This window comes from Curvibacter sp. PAE-UM, assembly GCF_001432305.1.
Classification (GTDB): Bacteria; Pseudomonadota; Gammaproteobacteria; order Burkholderiales; family Burkholderiaceae_C; genus Hylemonella.
In genome coordinates, this window is sequence record NZ_KQ483358.1 from 446,790 (window position 1) to 472,257 (window position 25,468).

A 25,468-nucleotide genomic window follows, 5' to 3' on the forward strand; every position below is an offset into this window, starting at 1 on the left:
CATGCACGTGCTGGGCGAGGCCCTCAAACGTGATGGCAAGATCGAGATGCAGCACATCGGTTTCCGGGGCGCCGCGCCGCTGAAGCAGGAACTGCTGGCCGGCCGCATCCAGTTCGGAGGCGACCAGCTGTCCTCCTCGCTGGCGGAGATCCGTGCCGGCACAGTGCGCGCACTGGCCACCACGGCCACCAAGCGCATCGACGGCCTACCCGAGGTGCCCACGGTGCGCGAATCCGGCTTCCCCTCGCTCGAACTGGAAGGCTGGAACGGCCTGTTCGCGCCAGCCAAGACGCCGAAGGAGATCATCGAGCGCCTGCAACGGGAAGTGGCCGCCGCGGTGCGCCACCCGGAGGTCGCCAAGCGACTGGCCGATCTCGGGGCGGAACCGGTGGGCTCGTCCCCGGCCGAGCAGGACGCCATGCTGCGGCGCCAGATGGACCAGTTCAGGCCGGTGATCCGCGACATGAAGATCGATTGATCCTGAGCCGCCAGCAAAAAGGGCCTCCCGATGGAGGCCCTTTTTTTATGTTGCCTGGTCAGGCCGCAGCCGTGGCCTTTTCCTTGAAGCCCAGCTTGTCCAGCGCGCCCGCCAGTTGCGCCACGCTGCGGTCCGGGTTGTGCAGCTTGTCCAGGCCGAACAGGCCGACACGGAAGGTGCTGAAGTCGGCCGGTTCGTCGCACTGCAGCGGCACGCCACCGGCCGTCTGCAAGCCCAGGGCCAGGAATTTCTTGCCGTTCTGGATCTCGGGGTCGGTGGTGTAGCTCACCACGACGCCCGGGGCCTTGAAGCCATCGGCGGCCACGCTGACGAAGCCGCGGGCCTCCAGCAGGTCGCGCACCTTGGCACCCAGGGTGATCTGCTCCTGCTTGACCTTGTCGAAGCCGTAGGCCTTGGTCTCGCGCATCACCTCGTCCAGGCGCGTGAGGGCGTCGGTGGGCATGGTGGTGTGGTACATGTGGCCGCCGTTTTCGTAGGCCTCCATGATCTGCAGCCATTTCTTGAGGTCGGCCGCGAAGCTGGTGCTGGTGGTGCCGTCGATGGCGGCACGGGCGCGCTCGCTGAGCATGACCATGGCGCAGGCGGGCGAACCGCTCCAGCCCTTTTGCGGGGCGCTGACCAGGATGTCCACGCCGGTGGCCTGCATGTCGACCCACATGCAGCCGGAGGCGATGCAGTCCAGCACGAAGAGGCCGCCCACTTCATGCACGGCGTCGGTGACCTTGCGCAGGTAGTCGTCGGGCAGCATCATGCCGGCGGCGGTTTCCACGTGCGGGGCAAACACCACGTCGGGCTTCTGGGCCTTGATGGTGGCGACCACTTCCTCGACCGGGCAGGGGATCCAGGCGGCCTGGGAGCCGGTGCCCACGCGACGGGCCTTGAGCACCGTGGACGAGGCCGGGATGCCACCCATGTCGAAGATCTGGGTCCAGCGGTAGCTGAACCAGCCATTGCGGATGACCAGGGTCTTCTTGCCGGTGGCGAACTGACGCGCCACGGCTTCCATGCCGAAGGTGCCGCTGCCGGGCACCAGCACCGAGGATTTGGCTTTGTAGACTTCCTTGAGGATGCCGGAGATGTCCTTCATCACGCCCTGGAAGCGCTTGGACATGTGGTTGAGGGCGCGGTCGGTGTAGACCACCGAGAACTCGAGCAGTCCATCGGGATCCACGTTGGGCAGAAGACCTGGCATATATAACTCCGTTGTTTCAGGACACTGAATTGGCCATTTTCTCACCAAGCCGGATCGGGCGGGCGGGCGCCCAGTCCGGGTTGAATTGCGTAGGGCCTTGGGGCCAGAGCATCACCACGGTAGACCCGAGGAGAAAACGGCCCATTTCCGCACCTTGTTTCAGCTCAATACCCTGACCCTCATAGTGCCATCCGGTCACGGTGGGCCGGCGCGGCGGGTTGACCAGGCCATGCCAGACCGTGGCCATGCTGCCCACGATGGTGGCGCCCACCAGCACCAGGGCCAGCGGGCCGTGGGCCGTGTCGAAAATGCAGACCACCCGCTCGTTGCGGGCAAACAGGCCGGGCACACCACGCGCCGTGGTCGGGTTGACCGAGAACAGCTCGCCCGGCACGTAGATCATGCGCGTGAGCGTCCCGTCACAGGGCATGTGGATGCGGTGGTAGTCGCGCGGGCTCAGGTACAGGGTGGCGAAGTGGCCATTCTCGAACTTCGCCGCCAGCGCGGCGTCGCCGCCCACCAGGGCCTGCGTGCTGTAGCGGTGGCCCTTGGCCTGGAAGATCTGGTCGCGTTCGATGGGGCCGAACTGGCTGATGGCGCCGTCCACCGGGCAGACCCAGTGGGCGTCAGTCAGCGGGCGGGCGCCGTCTTTGAGGGCGCGCGTGAAAAATTCGTTGAACGTGGGGTAGCTGGCCGGATCGGGATTGGCGGCCTCGGCCATGTTCACGTCGTAGCGGCGGATGAAACGACGGATGATGGCCGTGGTCACGCCCCCCATGGCGGAACCAGCGACCAGGCCGGCAAAGGAAGTGATGGCCTTTTTAGGCAGCAGGTACTGGGGCAGCACCGCAAGACGGTCGGACATGGGCAGCTGCCACAGGAGCAGGAGTGGGGAAGAGGCGAATTATAGGGAAGCGGGTCTGCCCGCGGGCACGGGCTGGGCCTAGAATCGTCCTCATGAACGCCCCAGCCTCCACCCCGCAGATCGACGCCCTGCAGCGCGCCCAGCGCCAGTCGCAGGTCGTGCAGGCCCTGGCTTCCGTGCTGCCGGCCCACGCCCTGCTCTGGCAGGCCGAGGACACCACCCCCTACGAATGCGACGGCCTGACCGCCTACCGCCAGCGCCCCCTGGTGGTCGCCCTGCCCGAGACCGAGGCGCAGGTGCAGGGCGTGCTCAAGGCCTGCCACGCCCTGGGCGTGCCGGTGGTGGCGCGCGGCGCCGGCACCGGCCTGTCGGGCGGCGCCATGCCCAACGCCATGGGCGTGACCCTGAGCCTGGCCAAGTTCAACCAGATCCTGAAGATCGACCCCGTCAGCCGCACGGCCGTGGTCCAGGCCGGCGTGCGCAACCTGGCCATCAGCGAGGCCGCCGCGCCCTACAAGCTCTATTACGCGCCCGATCCGTCCAGCCAGATCGCCTGCACCATCGGCGGCAACGTGGCCGAGAACTCGGGCGGCGTGCACTGCCTCAAGTACGGCCTGACCGTGCACAACGTGCTGAAAGTCCGTGGTTACACGGTGGCAGGCGAGCCCATCGAGTTCGGCTCGGAAGCGCTGGACGTGCCGGGTTATGACCTGCTGTCCGTCTTCATCGGCAGTGAGGGCATGCTGGCGGTGACGGTAGAGGTCACCGTGCGCCTGGTGCCCAAGCCGCAGCTGGCGCGCTGCATCATGGCCAGCTTCGACGACGTGCGCAAGGCTGGCGACGCGGTGGCCGCGGTGATTGCCGCCGGCATCATCCCGGCCGGGCTGGAGATGATGGACCAGCCCATGACGGCCGCGGTGGAAGATTTCGTGCACGCAGGTTATGACCTGAACGCCGCCGCCATCCTGCTGTGCGAGAGCGACGGCACGCCCGAGGAGGTGGAAGAGGAAATCGGCCGCATGAGCGAGGTGCTGCGCAAAGCCGGTGCCACCGCCATTGCCGTCAGCCGCGACGAGGCCGAGCGTCTGAAGTACTGGAGCGGGCGCAAGAATGCCTTCCCGGCCAGCGGCCGCCTGGCGCCGGACTACATGTGCATGGACTCGACCATCCCGCGCAAGCGCCTGGCCGACATCCTGCTGGCGATCCAGGAGATGGAGCAGAAATACGCGCTGCGCTGCCTCAACGTCTTCCACGCGGGCGACGGCAACCTGCACCCGCTGATCCTTTTCGATGCGAATGACGCGGACCAGCTGCACCGCTGCGAACTCTTCGGCGCCGACATCCTGGAGACCAGCGTGGCCATGGGCGGCACGGTGACGGGCGAGCACGGCGTGGGCGTGGAAAAGCTCAACTCCATGTGCGTGCAGTTCAGCACCGAGGAAAACGCGCAGATGCTGGCCCTCAAGCGCGCCTTCGATCCGCAGGGCACGCTCAACCCCGGCAAGGTCATCCCCACGCACAACCGCTGCGCCGAGTACGGCAAGATGCTGGTGCGCGGCGGCAAGATCAGCCACCCGGACCTGCCTCGCTTCTAGGATGTGGCCCCCTAGCTCCCTGCGGTCGCGTCCCCCCGAGGGGGAACAGCCCTCCTTGGGAACGGCCCGGCGGAGGTCTGATCGTCGATGAACGCCCTGCGCGGATTCGCCTGGCTGCTGGTCCTGCAATCCGCCGGGGAGCTGCTCGCACACGCGCTGCGCCTGCCCTTTCCCGGCCCGGTCGTGGGCCTGGTACTGCTGCTCGCCGCCCTGTACTTCGAAGCCGTGCGCACACCGGTGGCGGCCTGTGCCGATTTCCTGCTGGCCCATCTCTCGCTGCTCTTCGTGCCGGTGGGCGTGGGCGTGATGACCCACCTGGGCCTGATCGGCGAATACGGCGGGCGCATGCTCGCCGTCATCGTGCTGTCCACCTGGATCGGCCTGGCCGTCACGGCGCTGGTGCTGCGCGCGCTGATGAAGCAACAAGCTCAGCAGAAGTAATCTCATGCAGAACTTCGTCCAGCTCTGGGTCTACCTCTCCAGCACGCCGCTGTTCGGCCTGACGGCCACCATCGCGGTCTACGTGCTGGCGCATGCCTTCTACACGGCACGCCAGCAGGCGCCCTGGGCCAACCCGGTGCTGTGGACGGTGCTGGTGATCGCCGGTGTCCTGCTGCTCACCGGCATCCCCTACCCCACCTACTTCTCGGGGGCACAGTTCATCCACTTCCTGCTCGGGCCTGCCGTGGTGGCGCTGGCCTGGCCGCTGTGGCAGCGCCGCGTGGAGTTGCGCGCACGCTGGGCCCCGCTGCTGCTGGCGGCCCTCATCGGTGGTGCGGCGGCGGCCGGCTCGGCCTGGGTGCTGGGCCTGGCCTTCGGCCTGCCCACCGACGTGGTGCTGTCCATGACGACCAAATCGGTCACGGCGCCGGTGGCCATGGGCGTGGCCGAGAAGATCGGTGGCATCCCCGCGCTGGCCGCGGTGTTTGCCGTGCTCACCGGCATCATCGGCGCCCTGAGCGGCAAATACCTGTTCGACTTGCTGCGCATCTCCACCACCCAGCCCGGCTGGATGGCGCGCGGCTTCGCGCTGGGCACCACCTCGCACGGCCTGGGTGCGGCGCGCGCGCTGCAGGTCAACGCCGATGCCGGTGCCTACGCCGGGCTGGCCATGGGCCTGCAGGTGGTGCTGGCCTCGCTGCTGATCCCGCTGGTGTTCCGCCTGCTGTAAGAGCCTGCTTGCGATCTGGAAGGGGCCGCGCAGATGTCTTTTCGGGATGGGATGCAAGGCGCGGTGTGCAGCCCATAGTTCACTATGGGCAAGCATTGCAACGCCGCAGACCGCCCGAAAAGACAACTGCCCTGCGGGTTGGGACGAAATCGGGCGATTTGCCCACCCATCCCCTTGCATGGGCGGCCAGCCCATGCGGCGGGACTGGGCGAGCAACTCATCCCGATTGCGTCCCAACGCGACCCCTTCCAGATCGCAAACAGGCTCTTAGCCAGGCCGGGGGCGAGCTGGTGCAGAATTTGCCCCATTCTTTTTCAACACTGGAGTGACACCATGTTCCTGAATCTCAAGCGCCGCACCCTGGGCCTGACCGCAGCGGCCCTGCTTTTCGCCGGCCAGGCCCTGGCCGAACCCGCCACCATCAAGATCATGGTGGGCTTCCCGCCCGGCGGCGGCACCGACGCCATCGCCCGCGTGCTGGCCGAGAAGCTCAAGGACCAGCTGGGCGCCAACGTCATCGTCGAGAACAAGGCCGGTGCCGGCGGCCAGCTGGCCGCCCAGGCGCTCAAGGCCGCGCCGGCCGACGGCACGGTGCTCTTCCTCTCGCACGACCACACCATCACCGTGATCCCGCTCACGATGAAGAACCCGGGTTTCGACCCGGCGCAGGACTTCGTGCCGGTGGCCGGTTTCGCCACCTTCGTCAACGGCCTGGCCCTGTCGGGCGGCACGCCGGCGAAAAGCTACAAGGAGTACCTGGCCTGGGTGCGCGAGAGCGGCAAGGGCAAGGGCACGGTGGGCGTGCCGGCCCCGGCCTCGGTGCCCGAATTCCTGGTCAAGGTGATGGGCCAGAAGAACGGCCTGGACCTGCAGGCCGCACCCTACCGCGGCAGCGCCCCCATGATGGGCGACATGCTGGGCAACCAGATCGCTGCCGGCGTGGGCTCGGTGCCGGACTTCATCGAGAACCACAAGGCCGGCAAGATCCGCATGGTGGCCGTGATCGGCACCAAACGCCAGGCCATCCTGCCCGAGGTGCCGACCTTTGCCGAACTGGGGCTGAGCGGCTTCGAGGACCTGCCCTACTACGGCATCTTCGCGCCCAAGGGCACGCCCAAGGCCACCCTGGAGCGCTACTCGGCCGCGCTGGCCAAGGTCATCGCCCTGCCCGAGGTGCATGAGCGCCTGACCGCCATGGGCCTGAGCGTGGGCCACATGACGTCCGAGCAATTGGGCCAGCGCGAGCGCGCCTACAGCGAGAGCTGGGCGCGCATCATCAAGGCCAGCGGCTTCCAGGCGCAGTGACGTGACGCCGGCCCCCGCGGGCCGGCCCGCAAGCTGTACTCAGGCGTTCAGCCTGAAGACGGCCACGGTCTGCACCAGGTCCTGCGCCTGGGCGCGCAGGCTGCCAGCCGCAGCGGCCATCTCTTCCACCAGCGCGGCGTTCTGCTGTGTGGCCTGGTCCATGTTCGTCACCGCCTCGCCGACCTGGGCCACGCCCTGGCTCTGCTCGCTGCTGGCCGCACTGATCTCGGCCATGATGTCGGTCACGCGCCGGATGGCGGCCACCACCTCGTTCATGGTGGCACCGGCCTGATCGACCTGGGCGCTGCCCTGCTCGACGCGCTGCACGCTGTCGGTGATCAGGTTCTTGATCTCCTTGGCGGCTTCGGCACTGCGCCCGGCCAGCGAGCGCACCTCAGAAGCCACCACGGCAAATCCGCGGCCCTGCTCGCCGGCCCGCGCGGCCTCTACCGCGGCATTGAGCGCCAGGATGTTGGTCTGGAAGGCGATGCCGTCGATCACGCTGATGATGTCGTGGATCTTGCGCGCGCTGTCGTTGATGCCCTTCATGGTGCCGACCACCTCGGCCACGACTTCGCCGCCCTGGACCGCCACGGTGCTGGCGCTTTGTGCCAGCTGGTTGGCCTGCCTGGCGTTATCGGCGTTCTGGCGTACCGTGGAGCCGAGCTGCTCCATGGACGCTGCCGTCTCCTCCAGCGAACTGGCCTGGCTTTCGGTACGCGCCGACAGGTCCTGGTTGCCCTGGGCAATCTCGGCGCTGGCGGTGGAGACCGATTCGCTGCCCTGGCGCACGCGTGAAACCACCTTGGCCAGCCCGGTGCCGATCAGGTTCATCTCCTCCATGAGACGGCCCACCTCATCACGCCGGACCACCTGCATCTGCACCGTCAGGTCGCCCTCGGCGAGGGCATGCGCGGCCTGCCCCACCTGCGCAAGCGGGGTGATCACCATGCGTCGAATCAAGACATACACGATGCCGGCGATCAGCAGCACCAGCACCGCACCCGCCAGTCCGAACAGGTTGCGCAGGCGGCGCACGTCGCCCGTGAATTCGTCGGCATAGGTGCCGCCCACGACGACCCACTGCCAGCCGGGAAAGTGAGAGAAGGCCGCCACCTTTTCACGCGCACGGGTCTCCCCGCGCTCCTTGTTGATCCAGGGGTAGTGGATCACGCCGTTCTTGCGCTCCAGGATTTCCTTGAGGAACTCGCGGCCATCCGAGTCTTTCGCGTCCAGCAGGTTCTTGCCCTCGGCCACCGGGTGCACCAGCAGGTTTCCGTAACTCGCTCCCGGGCGCGCATCCATGACATAAAAGTAGCCGGACTCGCCGATCTTCATGCCGCGAATGGTGTTCTTGAGCTGGGTCAGGTAGTCGCTGTAGTCGAGCCCGATGAAGGACAGGCCGATGACCTTGCCCTGCGCGTCCACGATCGGGTCGTACTGGGTGATGTAGGGCTTGCCGAACAGCACGGCGGGGCCGTTGTAGGTCTTGCCTTCCAGCGTGGCCTTGTAGCCGGGGTGGGCGCGGTCCAGCAGGGTGCCGATGGCTCGTGCGCCCTTGTCGGTCTTGAGCGAGGTCGTGACACGGATGAAGTCGTCGCCGGTCTTGGCGAACACGGTGGCCACCGCGCCGGTGGCCTGGGTGAACTGGTCGGCCACGCTGAAGTCCATGTTCAGCACCTTGCCATCGAGCTTGAGCGTCGGCGCCGGCTTGCCGTTGACCTCGGTGATTGCCGGATCGAGTTCGAAGCGCCCGGCCAGCCGCACCTGCAGGGCCTTGGCCAGCGCCGCCGCGCGCAGGCGCAGGTCCTTGTCGGAAGCGTCGATCAGGTCGACGATGAGCCGGGTCTTCACCGCCACGTCTTCGCTGGCGCGCTGCTCGACCGAGTTCATCAGGGCATAACCGATGCCCAGGACAAAAGCCAGAAAGACCACGCCCACCACCGCAAAGAGGCTGAGGGGAAGTTTGGCGGCCAGGCTCAGATCGCGCCAACCTGTCAATTTCGAAGTGCTCATGCGGTTCACCAGTTTCCGGGCAACGAAGCCCCGAGGAACATTCTGCATAAGGAAACCTGCATCGCATAGTGGAAAAGGGCCGTATTTGCGGCAAGTTGCACCACGGGGGGACAGCCCTGCCCTGCCACGGTTGACGCAGCCCCCGCCGCGCAGTAACGTTCTTCGGCAGTGCCGGAACCGTCGTTTGGGTCTCCGGCGCACCCCGCTCATGGATCGGAGCATCGATATGCAGGAGTTGCTGCGCATTCCGGCCGACGATGTGCACATCGAAGGCCTGCTCGAATTGCCCACCGGTGCGCATGGCCTGGTGCTGTTCGCGCACGGCAGCGGCAGCAGCCGTCACAGCCCGCGCAACACCCATGTGGCGCGTGTGCTGCATGCACAAGGCAGCGGCACGCTGCTGCTGGATCTGCTGACCCTGAGCGAGGACCTGGACTACCACACGCGTTTCGACATTTCACTGCTGACCCACCGCCTGCTGCTTGCCACCGGCTGGGTACGGCTGCATACACCGGCCAGCCGGCACCTGCCGCTGGGCTACTTCGGCGCCAGCACGGGTGCCGCCGCAGCTCTGCAGGCGGCAGCCGCCCTGGGTGAGGACATCCAGGCCGTGGTCTCGCGCGGCGGCCGCGCCGACCTGGCCGGCGCACACGAGCTGGCCAAGGTGCGTGCCCCCACGCTGCTGCTGGTGGGCGGCGCCGACAGCGAGGTGCTGCAGCTCAACCGCGTGGCCTACGGGAAGCTGCAGTGCGAGAAGGAGCTGTCGGTGATCCCGGACGCCACCCATCTCTTCGAGGAGCCGGGCGCGCTGGACGAGGTGGCGCGCCAGGCCGCCGACTGGTTCGGTCGGCACTGGAAATAACCCTTTAATCCTTCAACAGCGCGATCACTTCCTCGTCTTCCACCTGCTGGAAGTTCTGGTAGAACTGGCCCACGGCCTGGAACCACTCGGGCGTCTCCAGGCACACCACCTCGTCGGCCAGCGTCCGCACTTTCTCCAGCGTATCGGGCGGCGCCACTGGCACGGCGCACACCAGTTTGGCCGGCTTCTGCTGGCGCAACCCGTGCAGGGCAGCGATCATGGTGGCGCCGGTGGCCAGGCCGTCGTCGACCACGATCACGGTGCGGCCGGCCGGATTGATGTGCGCGCGCAAGGGGGTGTACTGGACGCGGCGCTGGCGTATGGTCTCCAGCTGCTGGCGCTTTTCCGCTTCGATGTACTGCGCGTCGGCCCCTGTGCTGGCAGCAAAGGGGGCCATATAGGTCCAACCGCTTTCGTCGACCGAGCCGATCGCCAGTTCGGGCTGGCCGGGTGCGCGCAGCTTGCGCACCAGCACCACGTCGAAATCGCCCTTCAGGCGCTCGGCAATGACCTTGGCCATGGGCACGGCGCCGCGCGGGATGGCCAGCACCAGCGGCCGCTGGCCCCGGTAGGCAGCGAGTTGTTCGGCCAGCCGCTCGGCGGCTTGAATTCGATCACGGAACATGCTTGTCTCCCGCAAAATGGCCACATGCCAACTGCATTGAAGCACGAGATCGAACTCATCGGAGCGCCGGCCGATGCCGGGGCCGGAGTGCCGGGTGCCCGTCTGGGGCCTGGCGCCCTGCGTGGGGCCGGGCTAGCAGCGGCCTTGCGTGCGCTGGGCTGGTCCATGCACGATGCTGGCAACCTGGACGGCCCCACACCCTCGGTACAGACGGTGGCAGACGGCTACCGCAACCTGGCGCAGGTCACGGCCTGGAACCGGACCGTGCACGATGCCGTGACCCGGGCGCTGGACCGGGGACGCCTGCCCCTGCTGCTGGGCGGCGACCACAGCCTGGCCATCGGCTCCATCAGCGCCGTGGCACGCCACTGCCGCGCCAGCGGCCAGCCTCTGCGCGTACTCTGGTTCGACGCCCATGCCGATTGCAACAGCCGCCGCACCAGCCCCAGCGCCAATCTGCACGGCATGCCGGTAGCTTGCCTGTGCGGGGTGGGCCCCATGGAGCTGTGCGGGCTGGGCGGCCGCGTCCCGGCGCTCGTGTCGTCCGAGCTGCGCCTGATCGGCGTGCGCAGCGTGGACCCGGGCGAGGCACAGCTGGTGCAGCGCCTGGGGCTGCAGGTGAGCGGCATGGACACCTTGCGCACAGAGGGCGCGGACGCCGTGATGGCGCACGCACTGAAGGATCTGCCTGCCAACGCGCATCTGCATGTCAGCCTGGACCTGGACTTCCTGGACCCCGAGGTCGCGCCCGGCACGGGGACGACGGTGGCCGGTGGCGCCAGCCTGGAGCAGGCCCGCCAGTGCCTGCAGCTGATCGCGCGGTGCGGCCGGCTGGGCTCGCTGGACGTGATGGAACTCAACCCGGCGCTGGATCGGGACCAGCGGACGACCCGCCATGCGCTCGACCTGATCGCCGCGCTGCTGGGTGCGGGCCCGGCCCGCCGCGCCTCAGGCGATCTCGGCCGGACGTGAAGGGGTCATCAGTGCTTCGAGTTCGGCGGCCGTGATCGGCAGGCTGTAGTGGTTGCCCTGGGCCTGCTCGCACTGCCAGATGCGCAGCAACTCGGCCTGCTCTTCGCTCTCCACGCCTTCGGCCACGACCGTCTTGCCCAGGGCATGCGCCAGCGCGATGATGGAGTGCACGATGCTGCCGGCGCCGTCGCTGCGACCCAGCTCCCGGATGAAAGAGCGGTCGATCTTCAGGATATCGATCGGCAGCCGCTGCAGATAGCTCAGCGAAGAGTAGCCGGTGCCGAAATCATCCAGCGCGATGCCGACGCCGGTCTGCTTGATCTGGCCGAGCTGCTCACCCACCTCCTCGATGTTGTCGATCAGCGTGCCTTCCGTGACCTCGAGCTCCAGTGCGGCCGGCACCACGCCACTCTCGTTCAGCGACTGCTGCACCTGCTGGCCCAGACGTCCCGACTTGAGCTGGCGACCCGAGACGTTGACGGAGAGGGTGATGCGGTAGCCCGCCGTCTGCCAATGTCCCAGCTGTTCGCAGACATGGCGCAGCACCCAGCCCCCGATCTCGTCGATCAGCCCGACTTCCTCGGCCAACGGGATGAACTTCTCGGGACTGACCCAGCCCAGCTCCGGATGCAACCAGCGCAGCAGCGCCTCGGCGCCCGAGAGCTTGCCATCACTCAGCCGTATGCGCGGCTGGTAACGCAGCGAGAGCTGCCCACGCGTTATGGCCTGGCGCAGCTCGCGCTCCAGCACGGATTGCTCCTGCTGGACGATGTTCATGCTCTCCTCGAAGAAGATGATGCGCCCGCGCCCCGTGGCCTTGGCCCGGTACATGGCCATGTCGGCCTTCTTGAGCAGTTCCGGCGCAATGCTGCCGTCGTCCGGGAAGATGGCCACGCCGATGCTCGCACCCACGTAGTTGCTGCTGCCCTCGATGATGAAGGGCTCGGCCAGCAAGCCCAGCATCTCGCTGGCCAGGCGCGCTGCCAGCTGCGCGTTGCCCAGGTCGGGCAAGAGCACGACGAATTCGTCGCCACCCATGCGGGCCACGGTGTCGCCCTCGCGCGTGCATGAGGTCAGGCGCTCGGCCACCTGGCACAGCAGGCGGTCGCCCCCTTCATGCCCGAGGCTGTCGTTGATCTTCTTGAAGCGGTCGAGGTCGATGAACAGCACGGCCAGCTGTTTGCCATTGCGACGCGTGTGGGCCATCTCCTGGTTCAGGCGCTCAACCAGCAGCGGCCGGTTGGGCAGGCCGGTCAGGGCGTCGTGGTAGGCGCGGAACTTGAGCTGCTCGTCGCGCGCATGGGCTGCCAGGGCCACGCCGATGCGGTTGACCAGGTCGCGCGCCTGCTGCACCAGCTCGTTGCTGAACTCGCGCGGCTCCAGCAGGCCGATGGCCAGCAGGCCACTGACTTTTTCGTTCCAGAAAATGGGCAGCACCAGGATGCGCCGCGCGCCGGCGTCGGCCACCATGGACAGGAAATCAGGCAGTTCCCCGCCACCGACGTCGAACCACATGCCGTCGTAGTCGCGCGCCAGTTGCTCCAGCAGCCAGGGCTCCAGCCGGCTGGGCATCTTGGACGTGACGTCATTCACGCCAGAGTAGAGATGCACGATGCCAAAGTCGGCAGCCTGCTGGTCGAACACCACCATGCTGGTCACGGCCTTCGGCCAGAGTTCGTGCAGGCGCTCCTGGACGCGGGAGATGATCTGCTCCATGTCCACACGCGACAGGATCTCGTGGTCGATCTCCGCCAGGGCGCGCAGCGTGCCCATCTGCCGGCCCAGGCGGGCCGCCATCTTGTTGAGGGCCTGCGCCAGTTGGCCGAACTCGTCGTCCCGCCGCACCATGACCGGCTGTGCGAATTCCTCACGCGCGATGCGCCGCGTGCCATCGATCAGCCGCTCCAGCGGCACCAGGATGCGCCGCAGCTGCACCCCGCTGAGCAGGGCCACCAGCAGCAGGGTCAGCAGGATGATGCCGAGAAAGTAATAGGCCAGCCGGCCCCAGCCGGCATCACTCGCTCCCTGCGGGCGCAGCGTGATGACGGTCCAGTCGTCGACCGCGAAGCGGGCACGCAGGAACAGGCGGCGGGTGTTGAACTGCCAGACGCCGCTGGTCCCCGTGGTCTGGTCCAGGCCCTGCGCAGCGATGTCGGCAGCGACGGCCATGAGTTGCATGTCGGAGCAGTACAGCACCTGAGCGGCGGCATCCAGCACGCAGGCCTGGGTCTGGTGCGCCAGATCATCGGCATCGCCCCAGACATGCTCCGGCTCCAGTTCGGCCAGCAGCACACCACGGGCGGCTTGCGCGGGATCGATGGCCGTCGCCAGCTCGATGCGGGCCCCCGCAGCATCGGGCAGTGTCAGCAACACGCTGTCACTGCGCGCCAGATGGGCGAGTGCCTGCGGCTGCTGCAGGCGCTCGCCCAGGGCCGCGTCCTGCGGGCTGTCTGACAGCGCCTTTTCATGCACGTTGATGCGCTTGAACACACGATGGGCCCGGTCCGGACTGGTGTCGGCCACCGTCAGCCCCTGGCGCAATCCGGCGGCCTGCACGCTGAGCATGAAATGGGCGCCCAGCAGCCGCTCGTACAAGCCGCTGGTGTAGTTGCCCGCTTCGAGGGCCAGCTGGCGGTTCACGTGCTGCTCGTCCATGGTGCGCATGTGCCAATAGGCCAGCACCGCCAGCAGCAGGGCAGGGATCAGGGCCGACAACAGGAACAGCAGGAACACGCGCCGTGCCACCTGGCTGCGCAGGAAGAGCCCTTGGATGGGGAGCTTGAGCAGCGGGAACATGGCGGTCGCGGTACCGGACTCAGCGGGTGTAGTCGGCAGCAAGGCCGACAAACGCACCGTCATTGGCCCGCACGACGTCGTCCAGACTGACCTTGTTCGTCAGCTGCGTCTTCGAGTCGCCATCCTTGCCCCGGCTATAGAGGTCGAAATCGGAGTTCAGCGGATTGAGCTTGCGGTCCTTGCGCGCCAGGCCCTTGCCATGCACGCTCATCAGTTCCTGGTAGGCATAGGGCTGGCCCCAGGGGTCGAGCAGGCCGCTGTTGCCGATCTCGGCCAGCGAGGCGGGATAGCTGCCGTTGTTGAGCTGGTAGTCCCGGATCAGGGCTTGCAGAACCGTGATGTCCTGGATGGCGTGGGTCTGCCTGATCCGCTCCTGGTAGCTCTGGTACTTGGGCAGGGCCAGTGCCGCCAGCACGCCGATCATGGCCACCACGAGCAGGAGCTCGATGACGGTCAGTCCGGTGGATCGGCGGGGCGCCGTGGTGGCAAACGTGGGGTACATGGTCAGACCTAGATTGTAATTTTATGTAACGGGCGCGCTTGCGCCAGCGGGTAAGCCCATCCCGTAACCCCAGGGGGTAGTCAATCCGTGACTTATTCCACGCTTTGCGGCCCCGTTTACCGGGTCACCGAGGCATTGTCCGCCTGCGGTGCCACCAGCCCCGGCAGCACCTCCCGCGCACCCGCCATGAAGTGGCGGATGGTAAGCCGGATCAGCGCGTCCAGGTCGGCCTCCAGCGGCACATCGAAAATCCAGCGCCGTTGCCCGAAATAGAAGATGCGCGCGTTGATGCCCCAGACCAGTTCGATCTCCAGTTCGCCCAGCGGCACGTCCTGTGGCCCCGGCAGGCCCAGCTCGGCACGCAGTTCGATGGCCACCGGTTCGAGCACGCGGCTGCGCAGGAAGTGCAGGTAGCGCTGGTTGATGGCTTCGCCCTTGAGTCCGGAAAACATGAACAGGCGCACCCAGTCCCGGGTCAGGGCGGTCTTCGCGTAGTCGCTGTACAGGCGCGTCAGCCGCTCCTCCAGCGGCACGCGCCGGTCGGCGATGATGACTTCCCAGTAGGGGTTCCAGCGCCCCACATAGACCTCCTGGTAGACCCGCTCGATCAGCGCCGCCTTGCTGGGGAAGTACTTGAAGATCAGCGACTGCGTGACGCCCACGCGCCGCGCCAGTTCACGCGTGTCGCCATCGAAGCCGACCTCGGCGAAGAACTGCACCGCGGCCTCGACGATGGCCTTTTCGCGCGCCTCGCCCGCCAGGCGCCGGCGCGGGCCGACGGCGGCCGGCTTGGCGGATGCAGCAGCTGGGCTTGTCATGGCCCTGATCTTAATGATCTAATGCTCACCCCCGCAACCTCAGCAGCGCGCCGCCATGAGCCCCGTCCTCGAACACACCCTCCACGGCCCCGCCGATGCCCCCTGGCTGACCCTGAGCCACCCCATCGGCGCCAGCCTGCGTATCTGGGATGCACTGCTGCCCGCCCTGTCCCGCAACTACCGCGTGCTGGCATTCAATACCCATGGCCACGGCGGCGAAGCCGGCGCGCGCAACACGATGGACGATCTGGCCGCCCAGGTGCAGCAGCTCTGGCAGGTGCTGGGCATCGCCCGCAGCCATTTTCTCGGCCTCTCCCTGGGTGGCTGCATCGGCGTGGCCCTGGCCTTGCGCGCGCCGAAGAGCCTGCACTCACTGGTCGTGGCCTGCTCCCGCCTGGAGATGGACGCCGCCGCGACCGGCATGTGGCAACAGCGCGCCGCCCTGGTCGAGCAGCAGGGCATGACGCCGGTGGTCGCGCCCACCCTGGAGCGCTGGTTCACCCCGGCCTTCCTGGCGCGCCAGCCGGCCGTCGTCGAGGACGTGCGCCAGCAGTTGCTGGCCTGCCCGCCACGCGGCTACGCCGCCAGCGCCCGGGCGCTGGCCGGCCTGCACCTGCAGGACCGTTTGGGCCAGTTGCAGGTGCCGACGCTCTACCTCGCAGGCCTGGACGACCAGGCTGTGGCCGCACCCCAGATCGAAGGCTACGCCCGGCTCACACCCGGGGCCCGTTATGCCGCGTTGGCCGGGCCGCACATCCTGCACCTTGAAAACCCCGACGGCTTCAGCCACCACGTGCTCGATTTCCTCGCCCAGCACTGAGCCCCGGCTCCGGGTAAACCCCGGATTGATACTGATCAATTGATCACCAAAATAGGGCCTGACAGACGGCAAGCCCCAGGCCGCCCCGTCCCGGACACCCTGGGCCTGCGCCGCGCCTTCGGGCGATTTGGCACCGGAGTGACCGTGGTCACCGCGCGCACCCCCGAAGGGCAACGCCTGGGCGCGACGGCCAATTCCAGCAGGGCGTGGGGCTGAACCCAGCGCCGGCCGATACCGTCTACCGATCCACATCGAGAGGACCCCCATGAAACTCGGCATGTTCATGATGCCCATCCACCCCCCGGGGCGCGACATCTGCGAGACCCTTCGCGAAGACCGCGAGGCCGTGTTGCTGGCCGACCGCCTGGGTTACAGCGAGGCTTATGTCGGCGAGCACGTCACGGACGCGGCCGAGAACATCACCTCGTCCATGATCTTCCTGGCCAGCCTGGCGGCCGAGACGAAACAGATCAAACTCGGCACCGGCACCCTCAACATTCCCAACAGCCATCCTGCGGCCGTGGCGGCGCAGGCCGCCATGCTGGACCACCTGCTGGGGGGTCGCTTCATCATGGGCATCAGCCCGGGTGGCCTGATGTCGGACGCCGAGGCCTTCGGCAACTTCGGCGCCAACCGCAACGAGATGTTCGTCGAGGGCATCGATACGGTGCTCAAGATCTGGGCTTCCGAGCCGCCCTACGACATCGAGGGCAAGTACTGGAAGGTCTCGGTGGGCAAGACCATGATCCCCGAGATCGGCCAGGGTTTCATCATGAAACCGCTGCAAAAGCCCCACCCGCTGATCGTGGGCACCGCCGTCGCGCCGCACTCGCAGGGCGTGACAGAGATGGCCAAGCGCGGCTGGCAGCCCATCTCGGCCAACTTCCTGATGCCCGAGTGGGTCAGGTCGCACTGGCCCAAATACGTCGAGGGCCGCGAAGCCGTGGGCGCCCAGGCCAGCCCGGCCGAATGGCGCGTGGCCAAGAGCATCTTCGTCGCCGACGATGCGGCCACGGCCAAACGCTACGGACACAACGCCGACGGCCCCTACCACTTCTATTTCAAGCAACTGATCCGCAAGCTGGTGGGCGCCGGCGGACGCGGCAACCTCTTCAAGACCGACCCGGACATGCCCAACGAAGCCATCACGCCCGAGTACGTGACGCAAAAGCTGGTGATCGCCGGCACGGTGGATTCAGTGGTGGAGCAGCTGCTGGCTTTCCGTGCGCAGGTGGGTGACTTCGGCACCCTGCTCTACGCCTGCCACGACTGGCTGGACCCGGCCCTGGGCCAGCGCTCCATGCAGCTCATGGCCGAAGAGGTGATGCCGCGCCTGAACGCGGCCATCGGTAAGACCTAAGCGCGGCTGTAGTCACGGCCGCCAAAGATGGCCGTGCCGACGCGCACCAGGGTGCTGCCGGCGTGGATGGCGGCTTCGAGGTCGGCGCTCATGCCCATGGACAGGGTGTCCAGCGCCAGCCCTTCGGCACGCAACTGCTCAAACAAAGCTTTCGCCCGCGCAAACACGGACTTCATGGCCTCGAAGTCCGGCTGCGGATCGGGGATGCACATCAAGCCGCGCAGCTGCAGGCGTGGCAAGACCGCCACCGCATGGGCCAAGGCCGGCAGATCGACGGGCGCTACGCCAGACTTGGTCGTCCCGCCATCCACATTGACCTGGAGGCAGATCTGCAGGGGAGGCAAGTGGGCGGGACGCTGTTCGCTGAGCCGCTGCGCGATCTTGAGGCGATCCACGGTCTGCGCCCAGGCAAAGTGCTCGGCCACCAGGCGCGTCTTGTTGCTCTGGATCGGGCCGATGCAGTGCCACTGCAGGGGCAGATCCCCCAGCACGGCCATCTTGTCCACGGCCTCCTGGATGTAGTTCTCGCCGAAGGCCGTCTGGCCTGCTGCATGGGCCGAGCGCACCGCCTCGGGGCCGAAGGTCTTGGAGACCGCCAGCAGACTGACAGCCACCGGGTCGCGCCCGGCCGCATGACATGCGGCAGCCATGCGGGCATGAACGGCTTGGAGCTGGGCGGCAATCACGGTCATAATTGTCCGGCAAGCTTAGCAAAGTACGCATACATCGATCGATAGAGGGACACGTGGACATTACTCAACTGCTGGCATTCAGCGTCAAGAACAAAGCTTCCGACCTGCACCTCTCCGCCGGCCTGCCGCCGATGATCCGCGTGCACGGCGATGTGCGCCGCATCAACGTCGACGCCCTGTCGCACAAGGAAGTGCACGCCATGGTGTACGACATCATGAACGACACCCAGCGCAAGAACTACGAAGAATTCCTGGAAGTCGACTTTTCCTTCGAGATCGATGGCCTGGCGCGCTTTCGGGTCAACGCCTTCAACCACAACCGCGGCTCCGGCGCCGTGTTCCGGACCATCCCGAGCAAGATCCTGACGCTGGAACAGCTCAACGCACCCAAGATCTTCGGTGACCTGGCCCTCAAGCCGCGCGGTATGGTGCTGGTGACCGGCCCCACGGGCTCGGGCAAGTCCACCACCCTGGCGGCCATGGTCAACTACCTGAACGAAACCGAATTCGGCCACATCCTGACCGTGGAAGACCCGATCGAGTTCGTGCACGAGTCCAAGAAGTGCCTGATCAACCAGCGTGAAGTCGGCCCGCACACCCTGAGCTTTGCCGCCGCCCTCAAGTCCGCGCTGCGCGAAGACCCGGACGCCATCCTGGTGGGCGAAATGCGTGACCTGGAAACCATCCGTCTGGCGATGACGGCGGCCGAAACCGGCCACCTGGTCTTCGGCACCCTGCACACCTCCAGCGCCGCCAAGACCATCGACCGGATCATCGACGTGTTTCCGGCGGAGGAAAAGGAAATGATCCGCGCCATGCTGTCCGAATCGCTGCAGGCCGTGATCTCGCAGACCCTGTGCAAGACCAAGGACGGCCAGGGCCGCGTGGCGGCGCACGAGATCATGCTGGGCACGCCGGCCATCCGCAACCTGATCCGCGAGGCCAAGGTGGCCCAGATGTACTCCAGCATCCAGACCGGCAACAGCGTGGGCATGCAGACGCTGGACCAGAACCTGACCGATCTGGTCAAGCGCAACGTGATCAGCGCCGCCGAGGCCCGCGGCAAGGCCAAGATCCCGGAGAACTTCCCCGGCTGAAGCCGCGGGAGTACGAGCAACCCACACGTCCCGCCGCTGAGGCAGGACGCACCAGGAAGGAGGTGCTCTCATGGAGCGCGACCAGGCAACCAAATTCATCAACGACCTGCTGCGACTGATGATCAGCCGCAACGGCAGCGATCTGTTCATCACGGCCGACTTTCCGCCCGCCATCAAGGTGGACGGCAAAGTCACCAAGGTCTCGCCCCAGCCTCTGAGCGGGGCCCACACCATGGCCCTGGCGCGTTCGGTCATGAACGACAAGCAGGTCGCGGAGTTCGAACGCACCAAGGAGTGCAATTTCGCGATCTCGCCGCCCAATGTCGGACGCTTCCGCGCCAACGCCTTCATTCAGCAGGGCAAGGTCGGCCTGGTGCTGCGGGTCATCCCCGCCGTGCTGCCGACCATCGACACCCTGGGCGTGCCGCAGGTGCTCAAGGAAGTGACCATGGCCAAGCGCGGCCTGTGCATCATGGTCGGGGCCACGGGCTCGGGCAAGTCCACCACCCTGGCGGCCATGGTGGACTGGCGCAACGAAAACTCGCAAGGTCACATCATCACCGTGGAGGACCCGGTGGAGTTCGTGCACCCGCACAAGAACTGCGTGGTCACGCAGCGCGAAGTGGGCCTGGACACCGACAGCTGGGAAATCGCACTGAAGAACACACTGCGCCAGGCGCCCGACGTGATCCTGATGGGCGAGATCCGCGACCGCGAAACCATGGAACACGCCGTGGCCTTCGCCGAAACCGGCCACCTGTGCCTGGCCACCCTGCACGCCAACAGCGCCAACCAGGCCCTGGACCGCATCATCAACTTCTTCCCCGAAGAGCGCCGCCCACAACTGCTGATGGACCTCTCGCTCAACCTGCGCGCCCTGGTCTCGCAGCGCCTGATCCCCAAGCAGGACAGCAAGGGGCGCATCGCGGCGGTGGAAGTCTTGCTCAACTCCCCGCTGATTTCGGACCTGATCTTCAAGGGCGAGGTCTCCGAGATCAAGGAGATCATGAAGAAGAGTCGCAACATCGGCATGCAGACTTTCGACCAGGCCCTGTTCGATCTCTACGAAAGCAATCAGATCACCTACGAAGACGCGCTGCGCAACGCCGACTCGCTCAACGACCTGCGCCTGCAGATCAAGCTCAACAGCCAGCGGGGCAAGTCGCAGGACCTGGCCGCCGGCACCGAAAACTTCGCCATTGTTTAGCGGCTACTGCGCGGGCGCATAGCCGCGTTGCGGGGGCCCCCGGGCATTCCTCACGTACCCCAAGGTACGTTCCGGATGCCCGCCACCCGCGCCTTGCTCTGCATCCCGCTCGCTACGCCGCGCTACGTTTGTTCAGGAGCACAGCATGCCCAGCCTCAATCCCAGGACGTACGAATCCACCCCCTCCCGCAAGGTCGCATTCCTCGGCCTGGGTGTCATGGGTTATCCCATGGCCGGACATCTGGCGCGCGCCGGGCACCAGGTCACGGTTTACAACCGCACCCTGTCCAAGGCGCAGGCCTGGGTCCAGGAGTTCGGCGGCACAGCCGCCGGCACGGCCGCCGCCACGCCGCGCGAAGCGGTGGCCGGAGCTGACATCGTCTATGCCTGCGTCGGCAACGACGAGGACCTGCGCAGCGTGGTGTTGGGTCTGGATGGTGCTTTGGCCGGCATGAAGACCGGCGCCGTGTTTACCGACCACACCACGGCCTCGGCCGAGGTCGCTCGCGAGCTGTATGCCGCTGCGCGTGAGCGCAAGCTGCACTTCGTCGACGCGCCGGTATCGGGTGGCCAGGCCGGCGCCCAGAACGGCATGCTCACGGTCATGTGCGGAGGTGATCTGGCTGCTTTCGACACCGCGAAGCCGCCCGCCATGGCCTACTCGCGCGCTTTCACGCGCATCGGCGACAGCGGAGCCGGCCAACTGGCCAAGATGGTCAACCAGGTCTGCTGCATCGGCGTGATCCAGGGCCTGGCCGAAGCCGTGGCCTTCGGCCAGCAGGCCGGGCTGGACATGAACCTGGTGCTGGAGGTGATCGGCAAGGGCGCCGCCCAGAGCTGGCAGATGGACAACCGCGGCAAGACCATGGTGGCCGACCAGTTCGATTTCGGCTTTGCCGTGGACTGGATGCGCAAGGACCTGGGACTGGTGCTGGACGAGGCCCGCCGCAACGGCGCGCGTTTGCCCGTGACCGCCCTGGTGGACCAGTTCTATGGTGACGTACAGGAGATGGGCGGCGGACGCTGGGACACCTCCAGCCTGGTGCGACGCCTGCGCTGATAAGGGGGTCAGCCGGGCCTGGGAGATCCAGGCCCCCGGATTTACATCGGCCGGCCGCTGGGCGGTGGCGTGGTAGTCTGTCCACCCGTCGAGGGCTGAGACTGCATCTCCAGCAGGTCTTCCTCGGTGATGATCTCGAACAGGCGCACGACCTTCTGCACGCCGTTGGTGCGGCGCGCCAGATCGGTGGCGCGATCAGCTTCGCGTGCGGTCACGCGGCCCAGCAGGAAGACCACGCCGCGCTCGGTCACCACCTTGAAAGCGCTGGCGCTGATATCCCTGGCGTCGATCAGATTGGACTTGACGCGGCCGGTGACCAGCGCGTCCGAAGAGCGCTGCGTCAACGTGGAATGCCCCAGCACCGTCAGCTCGTTGACAATGGCACGCACGTTCTCGATACGGGAGACCACCTGCTCGGCCAACTGCTTGTCCTGCTCGTTGGGCACTTCGCCGCTCAGCAACACCTGGCGGTTGTAGCTGGTGATGTTGATATGCACGCGCTCGCCCAGATGCTCGCGCAGGCGGGCAGCACCACGTGACTCGATGCGCTCGTCCTCGAGCTGTGCCCCGGTGGTACGGCGGTCAGATGCCGTCATGCCCGTCATGACGGCACCGCCCACCAGCAGGGGAGCGCAAGCGCTCAAACCCACCCCTGCCAACACGGACACCAGCAGGGTCACGCAGAGTCGTCGCACGTGCAGCTTCATCATGGATTGTTTTCCTGTTCCCCGAGCAGTTGGTGATCGACCGCATCGCAGATGCAATGCAGGGTCAAAAGATGCACTTCCTGGATGCGTGCGGTCCGCTCGTGCGGCACGCAGATGTGGACATCGGTCTCGCGCAGGGCACTGGTCATCTTGCCGCCGTTGCGCCCGCTCAGGCCCACCACCACCATCTCGCGCTCGTGCGCGGCATCGATGGCGGCCAGCACATTGGCCGAGTTGCCGCTGGTCGAAATCGCCATCAGCACGTCGCCGGGCTGGCCCAGGGCACGCACCTGGCGCGAGAAGATGACGTTGAAGTCGTAATCGTTGGCGATGGCCGTCAGGATCGAGCTGTCGGTGGTCAGCGCAATGGCGGCGAGTTCGGGGCGCTCGCGTTCGAAACGGCCGATGAATTCGGCCGCGAAATGCTGTGCGTCCGCGGCGGAGCCGCCGTTGCCGCAAATCAGCACCTTGCCGCCGTTGGTGACGCAGGCAAGGATGGCCTGCACAGCGGCGGCGATGGGTTTGCTCAGGACCTGCGCGGCCTGGTATTTCAGATCGGCGCTGTCGATGAAGTGTTGTTCAATGCGTTGCTCAAGCATGGTGCCTATGATAACCGGCAGCCGCCGTCCCTGCCCCTCTGGGGCCACGGCGGCGGCGCTGGCGGTTCAGGCGGCGTCAAAGGCGGCCTGGAGCCACTGCAGGCCTGCTGCGCCGTCGAGCGCGACCACATCGAAGCGGCAGGGTGGCGGCACCTGCCAGCGCAGCAGGTAGTAGCGCGCGGCCAGCACGATGCGCCGCTGCTTGGTGGCGCTGACGCTGGCCGCCGCCCCGCCGTGCCGGACCCCGGCGCGCTGGCGCACCTCCACGAAGACCAGGGTCCCGTCGGCCGCACGCATGATCAGGTCGATCTCGCCGCCGCCGCGCCCGGGCGTCCGATAATTGCGTTCAAGCAGCCGCAGACCGGCCGCCTGCAGATGCTGCAGGGCCTGCGCCTCGGCGGCCTCACCGGCCTGCCGGCTGCTGGGTTTGCCGGCTGCCGCCGGCCACTTGGGGAACACCATTGAACGCTACTTACGCCTCCGCCCTGTCCGCCGCGCATGACGCGGCCGCTGCCCAGCATTATCCGCAGGGAGCGCTCTATGTGGTGGCCACCCCGATCGGCAACCTGGCCGACATCACGCTGCGCGCCCTGCACGTGCTGCAGCTGGTCGACGCACTCGCCTGCGAGGACACGCGCCACACCCAGAGCCTGCTGCGCGCCTATGGCATCGAACATGGCGGAACGGCCCTCATCGCCGTGCACCAGCACAACGAGGCCGAGGCCGCGCAGCAGGTCGTCGCGCGCCTGCAGGCCGGCCAGCGCGTGGCCTATGTCAGCGATGCCGGCACGCCCGCCATCAGCGATCCCGGCGCGCGCCTGGTGACCGCGGTGCGTGCCGTCGGCCTGCCCATCGTCCCGCTGCCCGGCGCCAGCAGCATCACCGCCGCGCTCAGTGTGGCGGGGGTGGTTGACGAGGCCGGCGCCTTCGTCTTCGCCGGTTTCCTGCCGGCCAAGGCCGGCGAGCGCACAGCAGCGGTACAGGCGCTGGCCGGCGAACCGCGAGCCGTCGTGCTGCTGGAGGCACCGCATCGTATCGGGGCCCTGGCAACAGCGCTGGCCCTGCTGGGCACCCGCCCCCTGACCGTGGCGCGTGAACTGACCAAGCAGTTCGAGCAGTTGGTCACCCTGCCGGCGGCGGAGTTGAGTGCCTGGCTGGCAGCCGACGAAAAGCGTGAGCGTGGTGAATTCGTGCTGGTGCTGCACCCCTTGCAGGCGCAGGGGAACGAGGATGGCCCCGACCTGCGCGTGCTCACCCTGCTGCTGGCCGAACTGCCGCTCAAGACGGCCGTACGCCTGGCAGCCGAGATCACGGGCACGTCGCGCAACACCCTCTACGAGGCTGCGCTGCAGCTGAAAAAGGACGAGGGCGCATGAAGGAGTACGCCGTCCTCTTCGTCTGCATGGGCAATATCTGCCGCAGCCCGACCGCGCACGGCGTGTTCCGCCACCAGCTGCTCGAAGGCGGCCTGGCACCCCGGGTGCAAGTCGACTCGGCCGGCACGCACGGCTACCATGCCGGCCGCCCGCCCGACGAACGCTCGCAGGAACATGCGGCGCGCCGTGGCTACGACCTGTCGGACCTGCGCGCGCGCCAGCTGCTGCCCAGGGATTTCGAACGCTACGACCTCGTCCTGGTCATGGACCAGGACAACCACGAACACGCGCGCGAACTCTGCCCGCCCGGGCAGTTGCACAAACTCCGCCGCTTCACCGAGTTCTGCCTGCAGCGCACGGCACAGGTGGTACCGGACCCCTACTACGGCGGGGACCAGGGCTTCGAACAGGTGCTGGACCTGGTGGAAGACGCCTGCGCGGGCCTGCTGCAACACGTGCAGCAGCAACTGGACTAGGGCCGCCTGCAGCAGGCAGGCCGTGTTGCCATGTGCAGGGGATCGCGCTGCGGGCAGGCGCGCGCAAGCACTTGATTTGACAGAAAACTCATACGGATCAATGAGATACGCGAGTTTTACAGATGATTGGTGCGGCTGGCGGGGATCGAACCCACGACCCTTGGCTTCGGAGGCCAATACTCTATCCACTGAGCTACAGCCGCGTTCGGTAGAGCTCGGGATTGTAGGCGGTTTCAGCCCGGGCGACAGTTATAATCAGCGGCTGATTTAGATCAAACCATCAGAATTACCGAGGACACCATGAGCGAGCAGCAGCACGAAGACCATACCGGCCCGATCAAGACGCCCCAGCAGATGATGTGGGTTGCCATTTTCTCTTTCGTGTTACCCGTGTTCATCATCATCGGCCTGGTGTTCTTCGTGACCTCCGACAAGAAGCCGGCCGCCGGTGCGAGCAACATGGAAAAGTCGGTGTCCGAGCGCGCGCAGAAAGTCGGCACTGTCGAGATTCGCGACGCCAACCGCCAGCTCAAGGGCGGCGAAGCCGTCTACCAGGCTCAGTGCGTGGCCTGCCACGGCACCGGTGCAGCAGGTGCGCCCAAGCTTGGCGACAAAGGCGCCTGGGGCGCACGCATCAAGACCGGCCTGGATAGCCTGGTGAACTCCGCGCTCAAGGGCAAGGGCGCCATGGCAGCGCAAGGGGGTGGCGACCACTCCGACGTCGAGATCGCCCGTGCCGTGGCTTATATGGCCAATGCAGCCGGCGCCAAATTCGCCGAGCCGAAGGCACCGGAAGCTGCCAAGTAAGGCTTTCCCAAGCCAAGAAGAAGAGCCGGTCCATGACCGGCTTTTTTCA

At 66.9% G+C, this 25,468-nt stretch carries 26 protein-coding genes and 1 tRNA gene; 15 read left to right on the top strand and 12 right to left on the bottom strand.

Going from position 1 to position 25,468, the window contains the following annotated elements:
* A partial coding sequence (locus AO057_RS18185) for a Bug family tripartite tricarboxylate transporter substrate binding protein (RefSeq protein WP_256380077.1) occupies positions 1–478 on the top strand: 478 nt, incomplete at its 5' end.
* Between the two features lie 58 nt (positions 479–536).
* Here AO057_RS18185 and AO057_RS02180 read toward each other — a convergent pair.
* Both AO057_RS02180 and asd read right to left on the bottom strand, forming a co-directional pair.
* On the bottom strand, positions 537–1,691 hold the full coding sequence (locus AO057_RS02180; RefSeq protein ID WP_057674083.1) for an aminotransferase class V-fold PLP-dependent enzyme: 1,155 nt from the start codon (positions 1,689–1,691) through the stop codon (positions 537–539).
* A gap of 16 nt (positions 1,692–1,707) precedes the next feature.
* Positions 1,708–2,556, bottom strand: coding sequence for an archaetidylserine decarboxylase (gene asd, locus AO057_RS02185; RefSeq protein ID WP_057674084.1), 849 nt, complete (start codon positions 2,554–2,556; stop codon positions 1,708–1,710).
* A gap of 92 nt (positions 2,557–2,648) precedes the next feature.
* Between asd and AO057_RS02190 the strand changes: the two genes are divergently transcribed.
* The 4 genes from AO057_RS02190 to AO057_RS02205 all read left to right on the top strand — a co-directional run bounded on the left by AO057_RS02190 (position 2,649) and on the right by AO057_RS02205 (position 6,627).
* The gene (locus tag AO057_RS02190) at positions 2,649–4,151 is read left to right on the top strand and encodes an FAD-linked oxidase C-terminal domain-containing protein (RefSeq protein WP_057674085.1); all 1,503 of its coding nucleotides are present in this window, start codon (positions 2,649–2,651) and stop codon (positions 4,149–4,151) included.
* Positions 4,152–4,238: 87 nt separating this feature from the next.
* Positions 4,239–4,592, top strand: a complete 354-nt coding sequence (locus AO057_RS02195) for a CidA/LrgA family protein (RefSeq protein ID WP_057674086.1) — start codon at positions 4,239–4,241, stop codon at positions 4,590–4,592.
* Positions 4,593–4,596: 4 nt separating this feature from the next.
* Complete coding sequence (locus tag AO057_RS02200) at positions 4,597–5,322, top strand: LrgB family protein (protein WP_057674087.1); 726 nt, start codon at positions 4,597–4,599, stop codon at positions 5,320–5,322.
* Between the two features lie 333 nt (positions 5,323–5,655).
* Positions 5,656–6,627 carry a Bug family tripartite tricarboxylate transporter substrate binding protein gene (locus AO057_RS02205; protein ID WP_156404454.1) on the top strand — a complete coding sequence of 324 codons (972 nt, stop codon included), beginning with the start codon at positions 5,656–5,658 and terminating at the stop codon, positions 6,625–6,627.
* A 39-nt stretch (positions 6,628–6,666) separates the two neighbouring features.
* Here the strand turns inward: AO057_RS02205 and AO057_RS02210 are convergent, their stop codons facing one another.
* On the bottom strand, positions 6,667–8,643 hold the full coding sequence (locus AO057_RS02210) for a methyl-accepting chemotaxis protein (RefSeq protein WP_057674088.1): 1,977 nt from the start codon (positions 8,641–8,643) through the stop codon (positions 6,667–6,669).
* A 208-nt stretch (positions 8,644–8,851) separates the two neighbouring features.
* Between AO057_RS02210 and AO057_RS02215 the strand changes: the two genes are divergently transcribed.
* Positions 8,852–9,505, top strand: coding sequence for a dienelactone hydrolase family protein (locus AO057_RS02215; RefSeq protein WP_240480719.1), 654 nt, complete (start codon positions 8,852–8,854; stop codon positions 9,503–9,505).
* 4 nt (positions 9,506–9,509) lie between these two features.
* On the opposite strand, the gene AO057_RS02220 is transcribed toward AO057_RS02215, so the two are convergent.
* Positions 9,510–10,130 carry a phosphoribosyltransferase gene (locus AO057_RS02220; RefSeq protein WP_057674090.1) on the bottom strand — a complete coding sequence of 207 codons (621 nt, stop codon included), beginning with the start codon at positions 10,128–10,130 and terminating at the stop codon, positions 9,510–9,512.
* A gap of 24 nt (positions 10,131–10,154) precedes the next feature.
* On the opposite strand from AO057_RS02220, the gene rocF reads away from it, so the two are divergent.
* A complete protein-coding gene (gene rocF, locus AO057_RS02225) occupies positions 10,155–11,102 on the top strand; it encodes an arginase (protein ID WP_057674091.1) in 948 nt (315 codons plus the stop codon).
* Here the strand turns inward: rocF and AO057_RS02230 are convergent.
* The 3 genes from AO057_RS02230 to AO057_RS02240 all read right to left on the bottom strand — a co-directional run bounded on the left by AO057_RS02230 (position 11,079) and on the right by AO057_RS02240 (position 15,218).
* A complete protein-coding gene (locus AO057_RS02230) occupies positions 11,079–13,898 on the bottom strand; it encodes an EAL domain-containing protein (protein ID WP_057674092.1) in 2,820 nt (939 codons plus the stop codon). The genes rocF and AO057_RS02230 overlap by 24 nt on opposite strands.
* A 19-nt stretch (positions 13,899–13,917) precedes the next feature.
* Positions 13,918–14,400: a methylation gene (locus tag AO057_RS02235; protein WP_057674093.1), complete on the bottom strand. Its 483-nt coding sequence runs from the start codon at positions 14,398–14,400 to the stop codon at positions 13,918–13,920.
* 116 nt (positions 14,401–14,516) lie between these two features.
* The gene (locus AO057_RS02240) at positions 14,517–15,218 is read right to left on the bottom strand and encodes a TetR/AcrR family transcriptional regulator (RefSeq protein WP_057674094.1); all 702 of its coding nucleotides are present in this window, start codon (positions 15,216–15,218) and stop codon (positions 14,517–14,519) included.
* 55 nt (positions 15,219–15,273) lie between these two features.
* On the opposite strand from AO057_RS02240, the gene AO057_RS02245 reads away from it, so the two are divergent.
* A complete protein-coding gene (locus tag AO057_RS02245; protein WP_057674095.1) occupies positions 15,274–16,038 on the top strand; it encodes an alpha/beta fold hydrolase in 765 nt (254 codons plus the stop codon).
* 265 nt (positions 16,039–16,303) lie between these two features.
* Positions 16,304–17,398, top strand: coding sequence for an LLM class flavin-dependent oxidoreductase (locus AO057_RS02250; RefSeq protein WP_057674096.1), 1,095 nt, complete (start codon positions 16,304–16,306; stop codon positions 17,396–17,398).
* On the opposite strand, the gene AO057_RS02255 is transcribed toward AO057_RS02250, so the two are convergent.
* Complete coding sequence (locus tag AO057_RS02255) at positions 17,395–18,090, bottom strand: YggS family pyridoxal phosphate-dependent enzyme (protein WP_057674097.1); 696 nt, start codon at positions 18,088–18,090, stop codon at positions 17,395–17,397. The genes AO057_RS02250 and AO057_RS02255 overlap by 4 nt on opposite strands.
* A 53-nt stretch (positions 18,091–18,143) precedes the next feature.
* Here AO057_RS02255 and AO057_RS02260 point away from each other — a divergent pair, with 53 nt between their 5' ends.
* From AO057_RS02260 to AO057_RS02270, 3 genes are all read left to right on the top strand, one after another.
* Positions 18,144–19,187, top strand: a complete 1,044-nt coding sequence (locus AO057_RS02260) for a type IV pilus twitching motility protein PilT (protein ID WP_057674098.1) — start codon at positions 18,144–18,146, stop codon at positions 19,185–19,187.
* A 70-nt stretch (positions 19,188–19,257) separates the two neighbouring features.
* Positions 19,258–20,394 (top strand): PilT/PilU family type 4a pilus ATPase, encoded by a 1,137-nt coding sequence (locus AO057_RS02265; protein WP_057674099.1) that lies wholly within the window; start codon positions 19,258–19,260, stop codon positions 20,392–20,394.
* A 145-nt stretch (positions 20,395–20,539) separates the two neighbouring features.
* Entirely contained in the window at positions 20,540–21,454 is a 915-nt protein-coding gene (locus AO057_RS02270) for an NAD(P)-dependent oxidoreductase (protein WP_057674100.1), read from the top strand.
* Between the two features lie 41 nt (positions 21,455–21,495).
* On the opposite strand, the gene AO057_RS02275 is transcribed toward AO057_RS02270, so the two are convergent.
* The 3 genes from AO057_RS02275 to AO057_RS02285 all read right to left on the bottom strand — a co-directional run bounded on the left by AO057_RS02275 (position 21,496) and on the right by AO057_RS02285 (position 23,222).
* Positions 21,496–22,164, bottom strand: a complete 669-nt coding sequence (locus AO057_RS02275; RefSeq protein ID WP_057674101.1) for a BON domain-containing protein — start codon at positions 22,162–22,164, stop codon at positions 21,496–21,498.
* Entirely contained in the window at positions 22,161–22,760 is a 600-nt protein-coding gene (locus AO057_RS02280) for a phosphoheptose isomerase (protein ID WP_057674102.1), read from the bottom strand. The genes AO057_RS02275 and AO057_RS02280 overlap by 4 nt, the downstream gene beginning before the upstream one ends.
* Before the next feature lie 66 nt (positions 22,761–22,826).
* Complete coding sequence (locus tag AO057_RS02285) at positions 22,827–23,222, bottom strand: YraN family protein (protein WP_057674103.1); 396 nt, start codon at positions 23,220–23,222, stop codon at positions 22,827–22,829.
* On the opposite strand from AO057_RS02285, the gene rsmI reads away from it, so the two are divergent.
* Entirely contained in the window at positions 23,222–24,136 is a 915-nt protein-coding gene (gene rsmI / locus AO057_RS02290; protein WP_057674104.1) for a 16S rRNA (cytidine(1402)-2'-O)-methyltransferase, read from the top strand. The two genes, AO057_RS02285 and rsmI, sit on opposite strands and share 1 nt — an antisense overlap.
* Entirely contained in the window at positions 24,133–24,612 is a 480-nt protein-coding gene (locus AO057_RS02295; protein WP_057674105.1) for a low molecular weight protein-tyrosine-phosphatase, read from the top strand. Before rsmI ends, AO057_RS02295 begins: the two co-directional genes overlap by 4 nt.
* A gap of 127 nt (positions 24,613–24,739) precedes the next feature.
* Here the strand turns inward: AO057_RS02295 and AO057_RS02300 are convergent.
* Positions 24,740–24,815, bottom strand: a tRNA-Arg gene (locus tag AO057_RS02300).
* A gap of 97 nt (positions 24,816–24,912) precedes the next feature.
* Between AO057_RS02300 and AO057_RS02305 the strand changes: the two genes are divergently transcribed.
* Complete coding sequence (locus AO057_RS02305) at positions 24,913–25,419, top strand: c-type cytochrome (RefSeq protein ID WP_057674106.1); 507 nt, start codon at positions 24,913–24,915, stop codon at positions 25,417–25,419.
* Positions 25,420–25,468 lie beyond the last annotated feature (49 nt).